General features: G+C 42.2%; 12 protein-coding genes and 1 riboswitch. Of the genes, 10 read left to right on the forward strand and 2 right to left on the reverse strand.

Annotation, left to right across the window (positions count from 1 at the left end):
- Positions 1-8: 8 nt before the first annotated feature.
- On the reverse strand, positions 9-461 hold the full coding sequence (gene rpiB, locus CYG50_RS06075) for a ribose 5-phosphate isomerase B (RefSeq protein ID WP_102139242.1): 453 nt from the start codon (positions 459-461) through the stop codon (positions 9-11).
- Positions 462-784: 323 nt separating this feature from the next.
- Between rpiB and CYG50_RS06080 the strand changes: the two genes are divergently transcribed.
- From CYG50_RS06080 to crcB, 6 genes are all read left to right on the forward strand, one after another.
- Positions 785-1,897 carry an MDR/zinc-dependent alcohol dehydrogenase-like family protein gene (locus CYG50_RS06080; RefSeq protein WP_004910265.1) on the forward strand — a complete coding sequence of 371 codons (1,113 nt, stop codon included), beginning with the start codon at positions 785-787 and terminating at the stop codon, positions 1,895-1,897.
- A 129-nt stretch (positions 1,898-2,026) separates the two neighbouring features.
- Positions 2,027-3,298: an MFS transporter gene (locus CYG50_RS06085; RefSeq protein WP_102139241.1), complete on the forward strand. Its 1,272-nt coding sequence runs from the start codon at positions 2,027-2,029 to the stop codon at positions 3,296-3,298.
- A gap of 11 nt (positions 3,299-3,309) precedes the next feature.
- Positions 3,310-4,311, forward strand: coding sequence for a dihydroxyacetone kinase subunit DhaK (locus tag CYG50_RS06090; protein WP_102139240.1), 1,002 nt, complete (start codon positions 3,310-3,312; stop codon positions 4,309-4,311).
- Between the two features lie 10 nt (positions 4,312-4,321).
- Entirely contained in the window at positions 4,322-4,975 is a 654-nt protein-coding gene (gene dhaL, locus CYG50_RS06095) for a dihydroxyacetone kinase subunit DhaL (RefSeq protein ID WP_102139239.1), read from the forward strand.
- A 158-nt stretch (positions 4,976-5,133) separates the two neighbouring features.
- Positions 5,134-6,096 carry a sugar-binding transcriptional regulator gene (locus CYG50_RS06100; protein WP_004910275.1) on the forward strand — a complete coding sequence of 321 codons (963 nt, stop codon included), beginning with the start codon at positions 5,134-5,136 and terminating at the stop codon, positions 6,094-6,096.
- A 392-nt stretch (positions 6,097-6,488) separates the two neighbouring features.
- Positions 6,489-6,558: riboswitch (Fluoride riboswitch) on the forward strand.
- Positions 6,559-6,794: 236 nt separating this feature from the next.
- Positions 6,795-7,175, forward strand: coding sequence for a fluoride efflux transporter CrcB (gene crcB, locus CYG50_RS06105; protein WP_102139238.1), 381 nt, complete (start codon positions 6,795-6,797; stop codon positions 7,173-7,175).
- Here the strand turns inward: crcB and CYG50_RS06110 are convergent.
- Positions 7,161-8,123 (reverse strand): sugar-binding transcriptional regulator, encoded by a 963-nt coding sequence (locus CYG50_RS06110; RefSeq protein ID WP_102139237.1) that lies wholly within the window; start codon positions 8,121-8,123, stop codon positions 7,161-7,163. The genes crcB and CYG50_RS06110 overlap by 15 nt on opposite strands.
- Before the next feature lie 177 nt (positions 8,124-8,300).
- Between CYG50_RS06110 and dalD the strand changes: the two genes are divergently transcribed.
- The 4 genes from dalD to CYG50_RS06130 all read left to right on the forward strand — a co-directional run bounded on the left by dalD (position 8,301) and on the right by CYG50_RS06130 (position 14,414).
- Entirely contained in the window at positions 8,301-9,689 is a 1,389-nt protein-coding gene (dalD, locus tag CYG50_RS06115; RefSeq protein ID WP_102139236.1) for a D-arabinitol 4-dehydrogenase, read from the forward strand.
- Positions 9,690-9,700: 11 nt separating this feature from the next.
- Positions 9,701-11,170, forward strand: coding sequence for a xylulokinase (xylB, locus tag CYG50_RS06120; RefSeq protein ID WP_102139235.1), 1,470 nt, complete (start codon positions 9,701-9,703; stop codon positions 11,168-11,170).
- 90 nt (positions 11,171-11,260) lie between these two features.
- Complete coding sequence (locus tag CYG50_RS06125) at positions 11,261-12,550, forward strand: MFS transporter (protein ID WP_102139234.1); 1,290 nt, start codon at positions 11,261-11,263, stop codon at positions 12,548-12,550.
- 640 nt (positions 12,551-13,190) lie between these two features.
- Positions 13,191-14,414: a hypothetical protein gene (locus CYG50_RS06130; RefSeq protein ID WP_102139233.1), complete on the forward strand. Its 1,224-nt coding sequence runs from the start codon at positions 13,191-13,193 to the stop codon at positions 14,412-14,414.

A 14,414-nucleotide genomic window follows, 5' to 3' on the forward strand; every position in this document is an offset into this window, starting at 1 on the left:
AAGTAAAACTAACGTTCCCCATTTTCATACTCACTGATTCGAGCCACTTTCGGCGCTGACCGTCCCCCTTCATAATGGGAAGCTAGCCATGTGTCGACAATGGTTTTAGCCAGTTCAGGGCCAATCACTCGTGCCCCAAAGGTAATAATTTGCGCGTCATTACTTTTCTGAGCTCGCTCAGCGGAGTATGTGTCATGGCACAGTGCTGCACGGATCCCTGTAACTTTATTGGCAACAATGGACATACCAATTCCGGTACCACAAATTAGAATACCGCGCTGGTGCTTACCTTGTACGATTGCAGTTGCAACCGCATGGGCAACATCAGGGTACATTTCATCTGCAACCCCTGTATTTAAACAGTAATCAGTCACTTCAATGTTTAATGCTGCTAAGTGAGCCTTAATCAAATCTTTCATTTCAAATGCAGCGTCATCCGCGCCAATAGCAATAGATAGCATGATAGAGATCCTTATTGTTGAACAAAAGTTCATTAGTCAATCAAATGTGCCACTTAGAAAATAGGATCTTATGAACAAATAATCAATAGGTGAACATATGTTTTTATTTTTATGATGATGAATTCTGTGATCTACAGCTTCAAATTTAATTTTTTTTGCCAAAAATGTAAAAAACAGGCGTTTTAAGACGATTTTATGAGAATTTTTGCACTGAATCACACTTTCACACTCTCACTATGGGCAAGGATGAAGAAAAGAGGGTATGGTTAATTTGTATCTTCATTGAACTTATGTTCATTTTACAAACCGCCGAGGATAGAACTATGTGTGAACACTGTGATTCAAAAGCAACGATGAGCGCAGGCATTCCAGAAAAAATGAAAGCCGTGGTTGCTTATGCACCAAAAGACTACCGTTTAGAAACTGTCGATGTCCCTAAAATTAGTGAAGAAGAAATTTTGGTTCGCGTAGAAGCTTGTGGTATCTGCGCGGGTGATGTGAAGGCTTTTGAAGGTGCTCCTAGTTTTTGGGGTGATGCAGAACAGCCCGCTTATATCAAAGCGCCAATGATCCCAGGGCATGAATTTATTGGCCATGTTGTAGGCTTTGGCTCAAAAGTTGAAGGTTTTGCATTAGGTGACCGTGTTATTTCTGAGCAAATCGTACCTTGTTGGGAATGCCGCTTTTGTAAACGCGGTGAATACTGGATGTGTGAAAAACATGACTTGTATGGCTTCCAAAACAATGTGAATGGCGGTATGGCGCAATATATGAAGTTCACCAAAGAAGCCATCAACTACCATGTGCCTGTTGAGATGCCAATCGAAGATGCCATTTTGATTGAACCTTACGCCTGTTCTTTACATGCCGTGCAGCGCGCTAATGTCAAGTTGGGTGATGTTGTCGTGCTTTCAGGGGCTGGAACATTAGGTCTCGGTATGATTGGAGCGATTAAAAAATCGGGTGCTGGTAAGTTAGTCGTTCTGGATTTATTTGATAAACGCCTTGAATTAGCAAAAGAATTTGGTGCCGATATCGTATTAAACCCTAAACGTGATGATGTAGACAAAATTGTCAAAGAGATGACTGAAGGTTATGGCTGTGACATTTACATTGAAGCTACTGGGGCGCCTAAATCGGTAGAGCAAGGCCTTAAGATGATCCGTAAATTAGGTACTTTTGTTGAGTTTTCTGTATTTAAAGACCCAGTGACCGTGGACTGGAGCATCATCAGTGACCGTAAAGAACTGGATTTATTAGGTTCTCACCTTGGCCCATATTGCTACCCATTAGTGATTGAAGGTATTGGTAATGGCGATTTCCCAACCAAGGGGGTTGTGACGGATATTTTACCTTTAGATAAATTTGCGGAAGGTTTTTCGATGATGGCGAAAGGCGACCCGCACATTAAAGTGGTTCTCGACCCGAACCTGTAGAGCTGTCGTGGGTTGAAAAAAAGACGAAATTAAAAATATAACGATAAAAATTGGACCTGAATAAATGTCACCCTACCAAGGCTTGTTATTCAGGTCCTAACCCAGCGAACAAGCACTGAGGTCAACAATATGATAATCAATAAACTGTCTAAAGTAACGGGGTTTTCACCAAAGTTACTACTTGGCTATTTTGGCGTCCTGATCTTTATGATGGGGGAAGGCCTAGAACAAGGCTGGCTGTCACCTTTTATAATTAGCCGTGGAATGAGTATTGAAGAATCATCATTACTATTTAGTGTGTATGGTTTTTTTGCTGCTGTCGCCGCGTGGTTGTCCGGTGTGTTGGCTGAAATTTATACCGCCCGTCGTGTGATGATTTTTGGTTTTGTGATGTTTGTCATTGGCTCGATTATTTTCTTGTCTGTTGGCTTACCGAGTAACAGCCTGTCTATCATGATCCCAACCTATGCGCTGCGTGGTTTTGGTTATCCAATGTTTGCCTATGGCTTCTTAGTTTGGGTAGCCTATGAGGCGCCAATTAAAAAACTGGGCTCTGCAGTCGGGATCTTCTGGTTTGTTTATAGTGGCGGACTCGGTGTTTTAGGCGTGATGTATTCAAGTTATGCGTTGCCAGTTTTAGGTGAAATGGCAACGTTATGGAGTGGACTGATTTTTGTCACTATCGGGGCATTTATTGCTATCGCGCTTAACCGCAACAAAGCGGGAGATACAACGGACTCACCGAAAGAAAAAGTATCGCTCAGCTATGTATTTAAAGGGATCACCATCGCGTTTGAAAACCCCAAAATTGGTTTAGGTGGCATTGTTCGTACTATTAATACCTCTGCAGCGTACGGTTTTGTGATCTTCATGCCAATGTTTCTTGCTGACTTTGGTTTTTCCCGCACAGAGTGGTTACATATCTACGCAGCACTTTGGACAGTGAACATCGCTTTTAATCTGATCTTTGGTGTTGTCAGTGACCGTATTGGTTGGCGCAATATTGTGATTTGGTTTGGTTGTGTCGGCTGTATGGTTTGTACCTTAATGTTTTACTACGTGCCTTATTATTTTGGGCACAATTATACCCTGATGATGATTGCCGCTGGGTTATTCGGCGCATGTCTTGCCGGATACGTACCGCTTTCAGCCATCATGCCGAGTTTAGCGCCTGAAAATAAAGGCGCTGCAATGTCAGTACTTAACTTAGGTGCAGGCTTAAGTACTTTTGTCGGACCTGCATTAGTTGGGCTCTTTATTAGTAGTGTTGGAGCCTTTGGCGTGATTTGGATCTTCTCAGGGCTCTATTTATTTAGTGCGATATTGATGAAATTTATTACTGTGCCGGAAGAATTACTTGAACAGACGGCAAAGATGCAGCTAACACCAGAAAATAAGTAAATGAGGGAATTATGAATAGAATCATTAATGAACCTGATCTCGTTGTTGAAGATGCGATTCAAGGTTATTTGAAAGCGCACCCTGAATATTTTGCACAAACTGATAACGCGCGCGTTCTAAAATACCCAAAAGCCCCAATACAAGGGAAAGTGGGCATTGTCACTGGTGGTGGTTCAGGTCATGAACCTGCGTTTTTAGGCTACGTGGGTGAAAACATGTTAGATGCGGTAGCCATTGGGGAAATTTTTTCCTCACCCACTGCGGGCGCTTTTTTAGATGCGTTTAAAGCAGCCGATAGCGGTGCGGGTGTTGCCTGTTTATATGGTAACTATGCGGGCGATAACATGAACGTCAAGATGGCGATGAAAAAGGCAGAAAAAGCGGGTATGCAAGTCAAAACCGTGGTTGCTACCGATGACGTCGCTTCAGCACCTGCGAGTGAAAAAGAAAAGCGCCGTGGCGTTGCTGGCGAAATTCTCATGTGGAAAGTGGGCTCTGCCGCAGCAAGCAAAGGCTATGATTTAGACGGTGTTATTAATGCAGCACAAAAAGCGATTAATAACTGCCACTCTATTGGTGTTGGGTTAACGTCTTGCACCATTCCAGCAGTGGGTCATCCAAATTTTCATATTGAAGACGGGATGATGGAGCTAGGCATTGGCCATCATGGAGAGCCAGGCATTGAAATCATGCCAATTCAATCGGCCGCGCAAATGGCACAAACCATGTTAGCGCCAATTTTAGATGATATGCAGGCAAAACAAGGTGATGAAGTTGTCGTCTTGGTTTCAGGGCTAGGTGCGACACCAGTTATGGAGCTGTACATCTACTATGCAGAGGTTGAAAAACAACTCAGTGAGAAAGGTGTGCGGATTGTTCGTAACTATGTTGGTAACTATTTTACCTCACTAGAAATGATGGGGGTCACACTGACATTAATGAAAGTGGATGATGAATTAAAAACATTGATGGATGTCCCTGCATATTCATTGGGTTTAACACAGGTTAAATAAGGAGACAATTATGCAAGTTATTTCAACGGGCAACGGCAAGGAAATTACCCTTGATTTAGTGAACATTATTGTTTCTAACCGTGAATACCTCAGTGAAATTGATGGCGCAATAGGGGATGGAGACCATGGCATTAATATGGCTAAAGGTTTTAATCTATGCGCTAAAGCAATCGCGGACCGTGAATTATCACTCAGTGAAGGCTTTGAAGAGATTTCTGATGCCTTGATGGAAGGTATTGGCGGTTCAATGGGGCCACTTTATGGCAGTTTCTTTATGGGAATGTCAGACAGCATTTCAGGGAAAAATGAGTTATCGCAACAAGATTTTCTTGCTATGTTGAAAAATGGGCTATCCGAACTGCAAGACATCAGCAGTGCAACAGTGGGTGACAAGTGCCTAATGGATACATTGATCCCTGCGGTTAATGCCTTTGAAGAGGCAACAAAAGCAGGGAAAAACTTTAAACAAGCGCTTGATGCGATGCAGGCAGCTGCTGTTGCAGGTCGTGATTCCACAGTAGATTTAGTGGCTAAAATTGGCCGTGCAAGCCGCCTTGGTGAACGTTCAAGAGGGGTATTGGATGCAGGTGCCACTTCTTGTTGTTTATTATTGTGTCAATTAGCGCAGAGTATTGAAAAACAGGATGCATTAGCTAATGCATAATTGTTTTATATAATTCTTTCGTGGATATATAGTCAAATATCATTGCTATATATCCACTCTCTTTTATAACTCACTTATTAATTGCCACTAGAAACGCTATACTAAAACCTTATCACCCTTGTTGCGATTAACACCAATAAAGAGGAAACCACTATCTTATGGATAGATCACAAACATCTTCCGAAATCGAGCTACTGACTGAAATTGCGATAGCTTATTATCGTGATGAAATTACTCAGGAAGAGATCGCCAATAAGTTTGGTATATCGCGAATTAAGGTAGGCCGCTTACTCAAGCGGGCAAAGGAAGAAGGTATTGTAGAGATCAATGTTCGCTATCATCCTATTTTTAGCACTCAGTTAGAACAACAGTTACTTTCTCGCTTCCCGATTTCCCGTGCATTGATTGCCCTCGATCATCCCGACGAAGAAGAGCAACGTTACCAAGTCGGCACTCTCGTCGCTAACTATTTATCAACAACGTTACGAGACAACATGATAGTCACGGTCGGCCAAGGTCGCAATGTTGCGGTAGTGGCTGATAGCGGTGGAGCCGTCCCTGAAAAAGATTGCCGTTTTATTTGTGGAATAGGCGGAACCCATCGCCCAGGTGATTCCATCAATGCGGATCATATCAGCCGTCGTTTAGCCAAAAAGTTTGGTGGAACCAGCGAAACCTTATACGCGCCTGCTTATGTCGAAAATAACGAATTAAAGCAATCATTTATGAAAAATGGCACCATTAAGGAAACCTTAGATCGTGCCCGTAAAGCGGATATTGCCTTAATTGGTATTGGCGATATGAATGAAGATAGCTATATGGTCAAGCTAGGCTGGTTTACACCGCGTGAAATTGTTGATGCGAGTTTGAATCAAGGGGTGATTGGCGATATCGCAGGTTATGATTTTTTCAATGCGCAAGGGCAACATGTTGATACCGTGATGAATGACCGCGTGATAGGCCTAAGTATAGACGAACTCAAGAAAATTCCTTGCGTAATAGCGATTGCCTCAGAGTCATCAAAAGCGATGGCGATTATGGGGGCCCTGCGTACGGGGGCGATTGATATTATTGCAACGAGTGCGAGTAATGTGCGGACGATTTTAAAGATGTCCCAATAGCTCGTCATACTTCAAGCCGTCGCGTTGTTGACTACGTTCATTCGCATTAGTCACATACTTGTGTATGCTCCTAATGACTCATTCACTTGTCGCCTAGCGACAACTTGAATTATTTAGAGCTATTATTTGTCATACTTCAAGCCGTCGCGTTGTTGACTACGTTCATTCGCATTAGTCACATACTTGTGTATACTCCTAATGACTCATTCACTTGTCGCCTAGCGACAACTTGAATTATTTAGAGCTATTATTTGTCATACTTCAAGCCGTCGCGTTGTTGACGACGTATACTCAGTCATTGGTTCATTGTTTGACTATGACTCTAATTATTTAGAGTATCTATTATAAAATAGGTTTACATCACCTAATTAGTTACCTTATTATTTTTATATAAATCTTTGGGAGATGGCATTCCTCCTCATGTAAAACCGCCCGTTGAGGGCTGATGATGCCTACGTTAACCTTTTCATTTGATGGGGTACGTAGGTATTATGTGCCCTAATATAGGGCATAAATGATCTATACTCGTCATACTTCAAGTTACATGGTTGTTGACTGCACAGCACTAGCCAAATCACATACTTCTGTATGTTCATTGGACTATCTTCGCTTGTCGCCTACATGTAACTCGAATTATTTAGAGTATAACAGGGAGACTTTCCTTTCGTTTATCCCGCCAGACATTAAAGGAAGTTTCTATGTACGCCTCTTTATTTGCAATCGCGATTGGTTCTGTTCTTGGTGGATGGCTAAGATGGTTTGTTAGCCTAAGACTTAATCACCTTTACCCCAACATTCCCCTTGGTACGGTTGCGGTCAACTTAATTGGCGGCTTTGTTATTGGTTTTGCCATCTCTTACTTTGCCAATGCAAATATTAGCCCTGCCTATAAATTATTCATTGTGACGGGTTTCTGTGGTGCATTTACCACCTTTTCGACCTTTTCACTCGAAGTGTTGGTGCTAATCCAAGAAGGTAAATTGGGCTTCGCCATTAGTACCATTGCCATCCATGTCATTGGCGCCTTAATATTTACCTTGCTTGGAATGTTATGCCATCACTGGCTAGCACAGGGGTGATTTATTAGCTAATAAATGATGTGCAGTAGCTTCATCGGTCACTAAACCTGTTACCCAACCACCATTCATAACGGCTTGAATGGCTTTTGTTTTGTGCGCGCCACCCGCAAATGCGATCACTGGTTTATTCGGGGAAGGGAAAAGCGGAACACTGGTGTGCGTGTCATCTAGCGCGGTAGAAAGCCGCTCTCCGTTAGCTTGGATAAAATGTCCCAATAACTCTGCGGCTACACCCTTTTCTAACAACATTTCCAATTGTTCATCCGTGACAAAACCTTCAGAATTGAGTGGGCATCCTTTGCCGACTTCACCAATACCAATAAAGGTAATATCTGCATTTAGGGCTTTTTCCGTGACTTCCTTATACACGCGATGTTGGCACCACATTGCTTTATCTTCAGGGCTATCGGCATAAAGCGGTGCAGGTAGAATGTAGTGCCGGCACTGTAATTTTTCTGCAAAACGTAATGGAATATCATAGCGTGTTGCTGAGCTATCACGAGCAATCGCACCTATTAGTGAAACACACTGGTGCTGGGCGGTTTCTAGGTAAGGAAGGGCATCAATAATACTGCGTAATGTTCTACCTGAACCGATACCAATAACTTGAGGTTTATCGGGGTCGATTAATTGCTCCATAAGCTCAGCACCGGCCACCGAAATCATATCGAGCGTCGCTTCTGTATCAAGTTGGCCTGAAGGGACAACAAAGCAATGTGTTAGGTGATACTTTTGCTGGATATCATTAGCGAGTCTTAAACACTCCGTAATCGGGTGCGTGATTTGCACCTGAACCATACCTTGTTCTTTTGCTAGTGAAATAAGGCGTTGGGCGACTTGTCTCGACAGCCCAAGTTCATGCGCAATTTCCTGTTGTGTTTTGCCTGCCACAAAATATAGCCATGCCGCACGTGCAGCTTGTTCCATTTTTTTTAATTCTTTCTGCATGGACATTCTCCTGCTGGTTTCGCTTATTGTAATTCTGGGCAATTGTTTATTAAAAGGGCAAAAGTTAATACTGTGAGCATTATCGCAGTAATTGTGATCGGATTGAAACTAAAATATAACAAACGGGCATATGCCCAAAAAAATAGCAATTATTTAATTTTAGGGTAAGGAGTCACAATGCTAAAGCAGAAATCAGTGTGGATGCACATCGGTGCTGGGTCATTTCATCGTGCTCACCAAGCGTGGTATTTGCACCGCTTGATTCAACAAGGGGATGATAGTTGGTCAATTGCCTTAGGGAATATTCGCAATGATGCGAATGCATTGCTTGATAACCTAACCAAGCAAAATGGGGAATATACCCTTGAAACAGTTTCACCTGAAGGTGAGCGCCATTATGAAAAAATCACTTCAGTGCGTAAAGTATTGCATTGGGATGAGAATTTAAGCCAATTAGTGGAACAAGGCTGTGATAAAGCAACACGTGTTATTGCTTTCACGGTCACGGAGGCGGGCTATTATTTAACCCCACAGCATGAATTAGATGCAGAACAGCCAGATGTTAAAGCAGACTTAACGGGCAAAATGAGCACCATATATGGTGCATTAACACAAATTTTACGTGCACGTTTAGCGGCTCATGGTGAACCTGTGACCTTGTTAAATTGTGATAATTTGCGCCACAATGGCGAACGGTTTAGACACGGCTTTTTATCGTTTTTGCAATTAAAAGGCGAAACCGAGCTGTACCAATGGGTGAAAGAAAATACGCGTTCGCCGAATACCATGGTTGATAGGATCACGCCTCGTCCAACCCCAGATGTGGCTGAACGTGTAAAACAGCATACTGGTTGGGATGATAAAGCACCTGTTATGGGAGAGGCATTCATTCAGTGGGTGATTGAAGATGACTTTATTAATGGACGCCCTGCATTAGAAAATGTCGATGTAGAAATGGTTGAGTCCGTTTTACCGTGGGAAGAAGCGAAAATTCGTATTCTGAATGCGAGCCACAGTTGTATTGCTTGGGCAGGAACCTTAATTGGTTTGAGCTTTATTGATGAAAGCACCCGCCAATCTGCTATCAAACAAATGGCATGGAATTATGTCACACAAGACGTGATACCGTCATTGTCACCGAGCCCTCTCGATTTAGAACAATACCGTGATGTGGTACTCGCACGCTTTAGTAACCCTTATATTCAGGATACTAACCAACGTGTTGCCGCTGATGGTTTATCAAAAATTCCCGGTTTTATCACGCCAACACTGCAAGAATGTTATCAGCGCCAGCAGACTCCGGCTGCGACGGCTGTGCTGCCTGCTTTATTCTTCGTGTTTTTACAGCGCTGGGCTCGTGGTGAATTACCGTATGAATATCAGGATGGTGTGTTAGATGTGCCGCTATATCAAAAAATGATGAATAGCAGTGACGCATTGTCGCAATTTGTCTCAAGTGAAATGTTGTTCGGCTCACTCGCTCATTCTACTGAATTCCACGAATTGATGAGCAACACGGTTGAAAAAGTTGAAAATTGGCTCAAGTCACCTCAACAACCTCTGTAAGGAGAAAGGCGATGTACCTCGGAATTGACCTAGGCACTTCAGAACTTAAGGCTGTATTAATTAATGCTCAGGGCGAAATTGTTGCCTCAAGCCATATGGCATTAACCGTACAAAGGCCACATTCTCAGTGGGCCGAACAATCGCCAGATAGTTGGTGGGAAGCCACCAACGCGGTTGCGGCGACCTTGCGCCAAAAAGCCCCAGAAGCATGGGCTGCGGTGAAAGCAATTGGTTTATCAGGCCAAATGCACGGTGCAGTATTATTAAACAGCGAGCACCAAGTTCTTCGCGACTGTATTTTATGGAACGACACCCGCAGTGCGAAGGAGTGTGAATGGTTGATGGAAAATCACCCTGAGTTCCTAACGATTGGCGCTAATTTAGTTATGCCAGGTTTCACCGCACCCAAATTATTGTGGGTTGCACGCCATGAACCTGAAATATTCAAACAAGTTGCCAAGGTATTGCTTCCTAAAGACTATTTACGTTGGAAAATGACGGGGCAATTTACCAGTGATATGTCTGATGCTTCGGGGACATTGTGGCTGGATGTGGCTAAGCGTGATTGGTCCGATGAATTATTGGCTGCAACTAATCTAACTCGTGAACAGATGCCTTCTTTAGTTGAGGGTGCTGAACAAAGTGGTGTGCTACGGGCGGATTTAGCATCGCAATGGGGGCTGAGTGCCAATGTGATTATCGCTGGTGGAGGCGGTGACAATGCAGCCTCAGCAGTGGGCGTTGGCGCAATTAATGACGGTGATGCCTTGATTTCTCTGGGCACCTCTGGCGTCATTTTTGTGGTTAATAATCAACTACAAGCAGCACCACATCAAGGTGTCCATGCATTTGCTCATGCATTGCCAAATCGCTGGCACCAAATGAGTGTGATGTTAAGTGCTGCCAACTGTTTGCGTTGGCTTTGCCAGCTTCTTTCCACAACTGAAAATCAGCTGATGGACGAAGTGGGTCAATTGAGTGATGACCAGAAGAAGCAAGCTCCAGTATTTTTGCCTTACCTCTCAGGGGAAAGAACGCCCCATAATGACCCTTATGCAATGGGCTCATTTTTTGCGTTAAGAAATGAAACAACGCGAGCCCAGCTTGGTTATGCGGTAATTGAGGGAGTGACCTTTGCTCTGGCGGATGGCATGCAGGTTTTAACACAAACGGGAACGCAAATTAGCCGGTGTAGCTTAACAGGGGGAGGAGCGCGTAGTCCGGTTTGGGCGCAGCTGATTGCAGATGTGATCGATATACCGATTGTGACTCACCCTGCGAGTTCATCGGGGGCTTTAGGTGCAGCTCGTTTGGCATGGTTGGCAGAAGGAGGCAATACAGAAATTGTGTGCCAGAAACCAGAAGTATTGAGTACTTATTTACCGCAAAAACAGTACCAAGTTTGGTTAAATCAACGGCTTGATGTTTTCCGTTTATTATACCAACAGCAAAAACAAACAAGGGAATTATTGCCACAGTAGGCGAGTGTGGCGGTGTTTCCCTACACATCACCGCCACAGTTATCTCTTCGCGATTGATTAAAATAACAAAATTACAATGAGGAAACTGCAATGGAACAGAAGCAGTATTGGCTTGGTCTACCTAAGCATTTGTTCTGGGGTTTTATTGCCATCGCTATTTTTATGAGTGGTGATGGTTTTGAAATGGCTTTTTTATCGAAACATATTACTGATTTAGGGTTTACACCGGCACAATCAGCGATGGTATTTACTGTCTACGGCTTAATGGCAGCTGTTGCAGCATGGGCATCTGGCGTCGTAGCTGAAATTATCACGCCCCTAAAAGCCATGATGATTGGGTTTATTCTCTGGATTGTCATGCATGCCTTATTTATGGCATTTGGCTTAGGTATGAAAAGCTACAGTATGATGCTGTTATTTTATGGTATTCGTGGATTAGCTTATCCATTGTTTATCTATTCATTTATGATGATGTTGGTGCAAGTCATCCCTCGAGCGCATCTTGCTGCGGCTACCGGTTGGTTCTGGGCAATGTACTCGGTAGGTATTGGTGTTATCGGCAGCTATCTGCCTAGTTTCTCAATCCCAATGATGGGGGAAACAGGAACATTATGGATGGCCATCGGTTGGGTTGCACTTGGTGGTGCGATTGCGTACTTTAGCCTACGCAATGTTCCAGTTGACCGCTCTAAAGTCAATTTACCGATGAAAGATAAAATGGCCGAATTATCGCGGGCTGCCACCATTTTATTTACCAACAAAAACATCTTTATGGCGAGTTTAATCCGTATTATCAATACAATCTCATTGTTTGGTTTTGCGATTATCATGCCATTACTGTTTGTTGACCGTTTAGGGTTCACCATTTCTGAATGGTTACAGATTTGGGCTGTTTTCTTCTTTGTCACTATTTTTACGAATATTTTTTGGGGAATTGTTGGTGAACACATTGGTTGGGTTCGCCAAGTTAGATGGTTTGGTTGCCTAGGTATGGCAGTATCTAGCCTGATGTTCTATTACTTACCGGTTTATTTTGGCCATAATTTTGCGATTGCGTTAATACCTGCGATTTTACTGGGGATCTTTGTGGCGGCTTTCGTACCGATGACAGCCGTTTTCCCAAGTATTGAACCTCACCATAAAGGTGCTGCCGTCTCAATTTATAACCTTTCCGCGGGATTAAGTAATTTTGCCGCACCCGCAATAGCCAGTTTAGTATTACCTTTCTTTGATATTGTGGGCGTTGTTTGGGCATATACAGGTTTGTATATCTTTGCAGGAATACTGACATTCTTTATTAAAGTGCCACAACCTGGGTTTGAAAATAATCGCAAAATAAAACCAGCCAAGGTAGCGACTGAGCAACAAACGAGTCATTAAATTATTTTATCTATTACTCATTACGCCCCGTAGGTAGTTAATTATCTATGGGGTTTTTCTTTATTTAAATAAACTTTATTGCCAAAACAAACTAAATTGGAGAGGAAGGGGTATCATCCTTTTCAACGGCAATATAAAGAGAAACGGTTTAAAAATAAAATAAAGTAGAATATTTTCTATAAATAGAAATATTGGTCATCTTTATAAGGCGATTTTTCGTCATATTGCGATAATTATTGAAAATACAGCCATGGACAATAGAATATAATTTCATAGATTAAAAAATCAACTACAGTTGATTTGTTTATAAAAAATAACTTAAATGACATAAAATATTAACTTATAAACCTGCATTTAGAGAATATTAAGGGGCTTGGCCCCTTTCAATGTTATATCTGACTATTTAGTTCACTGCATAGCTTTATTCCAAGCTGTTTAAATCCGGTTTAACTCTCTATACATCTGAATTTTCGGTGTTATGATGAATTTTGTTGCAATTTCGTGTATTTGCAGCGAAATGCTCTCTATATTGGTGTTTTGTTGTGCTAAATAAAATTTATAATCTAATCCTAATTAAAATTAATAGTTTTCAATACCAAGAAATAATCTAATAAAAAAAGATAAGTGCGGGGAAAAAGTTATGTCACAGATGTTAGCTCTGTTTCTGATAGTGGGAATATTATATATCGGGGATGCTATAGCCGTTAGAACTAAGGCTTGGATCCCCTCCGTATTTGTATGCGCAGTGCTCTTTCTTTTAGGTTATTGGACTATTTTCCCGAAAGATATTGTAAGTATTGCCGGTATTCCTCAAGTAGTTGCGGTTACCTTGATGTATTTGTTAATTACAAATATGGGAACCTTATTATCGTTAAAAGAATTGTTGCGCCAATGGAAAACCATTCTTATCTCCTTAGCTGGGATTTTAGGCATCATTTTCTTAACCTTTATCATTGGGGTTGCCCTATTTGATTTAAATACTGTATTAGTTGCAGTTCCTCCGTTAGTTGGCGGTATTGTATCTTCGTTAATTATGTCAAAAGGTGCGGCTGAGGCTGGTTTAGTCGACCTTTCAGTTTTCGCTATTTTAATTTACGTCATGCAGGGGTTTGCGGGCTATCCATTAACAGCCATCATGTTAAAAAAAGAAGGGCGCCGAGTTTTAGAAAAATATCGCAATGGCCAATGGCAAGAAACCTTATCGGTAGACGGGGCAAAAGAGGTTGAAGTTAAAACGGTGGTATCTGAAGATGAAATGCCACGTATGTTCAAAAAAATCCCTAATCACTATAACACCAGCTATTTTAAATTCTTACGCTTAGCTGCGGTAGGGTATTTGGCTTATTTAGCCTCATCTTTTGCTGCTCCTTATGTGAGTATTAGCCCATTTGTGTTGTGTTTATTATTTGGTGTTATTGCCTCTTCATTAGGTTTCTTAGAAAGACAGCCGCTACAAAAAGCCAATGGCTTTGGGTTCGCTATTATGGCCTTAATGTTGTTTATCTTCGATACATTAAACCACGCGACCCCAGATATGTTATTGCGCCTAGTTTATCCGATGGTGGTGTTAATTTGCGCTGCGGTTATTGGGATGTACCTTGCATCATGGGTGGTTGGTAAAATATTAGGCGTCACCAAAGAAATGGCGTTTGCTGTTGCTCTAACAGCGTTATATGGCTTTCCAGCTGACTACATTATTACGAATGAAGCGATCAACGCGTTAACAAAAGACGAAAAGGAACGCCAAGTATTAACTAGCCATATGTTAGGGCCGATGCTAGTTGGTGGCTTTATTTCTGTGACCATGGTTTCTGTTGTATTAGCAGGTATTATGGTGGCTTATATTGTTCCAATTGCAGGGTAA

Origin of the sequence: Providencia huaxiensis (assembly GCF_002843235.3) — a bacterium.
GTDB classification, from domain to species: Bacteria; Pseudomonadota; Gammaproteobacteria; order Enterobacterales; family Enterobacteriaceae; genus Providencia; species Providencia huaxiensis.

Excerpts from the sequence above, each read along its gene's own strand:
- rpiB (WP_102139242.1), bottom strand. The coding sequence starts at position 461 with ATGCTATCTATTGCTATTGGCGCGGATGACGCTGCATTTGAAATGAAA.
- CYG50_RS06125 (WP_102139234.1), top strand. The coding sequence starts at position 11,261 with ATGGAACAGAAGCAGTATTGGCTTGGTCTACCTAAGCATTTGTTCTGG.
- dhaL (WP_102139239.1), top strand. The coding sequence starts at position 4,322 with ATGCAAGTTATTTCAACGGGCAACGGCAAGGAAATTACCCTTGATTTA.
- xylB (WP_102139235.1), top strand. The coding sequence starts at position 9,701 with ATGTACCTCGGAATTGACCTAGGCACTTCAGAACTTAAGGCTGTATTA.
- CYG50_RS06130 (WP_102139233.1), top strand. The coding sequence starts at position 13,191 with ATGTCACAGATGTTAGCTCTGTTTCTGATAGTGGGAATATTATATATC.
- dalD (WP_102139236.1), top strand. The coding sequence starts at position 8,301 with ATGCTAAAGCAGAAATCAGTGTGGATGCACATCGGTGCTGGGTCATTT.
- CYG50_RS06085 (WP_102139241.1), top strand. The coding sequence starts at position 2,027 with ATGATAATCAATAAACTGTCTAAAGTAACGGGGTTTTCACCAAAGTTA.
- crcB (WP_102139238.1), top strand. The coding sequence starts at position 6,795 with ATGTACGCCTCTTTATTTGCAATCGCGATTGGTTCTGTTCTTGGTGGA.
- CYG50_RS06080 (WP_004910265.1), top strand. The coding sequence starts at position 785 with ATGTGTGAACACTGTGATTCAAAAGCAACGATGAGCGCAGGCATTCCA.
- CYG50_RS06090 (WP_102139240.1), top strand. The coding sequence starts at position 3,310 with ATGAATAGAATCATTAATGAACCTGATCTCGTTGTTGAAGATGCGATT.
- CYG50_RS06110 (WP_102139237.1), bottom strand. The coding sequence starts at position 8,123 with ATGCAGAAAGAATTAAAAAAAATGGAACAAGCTGCACGTGCGGCATGG.
- CYG50_RS06100 (WP_004910275.1), top strand. The coding sequence starts at position 5,134 with ATGGATAGATCACAAACATCTTCCGAAATCGAGCTACTGACTGAAATT.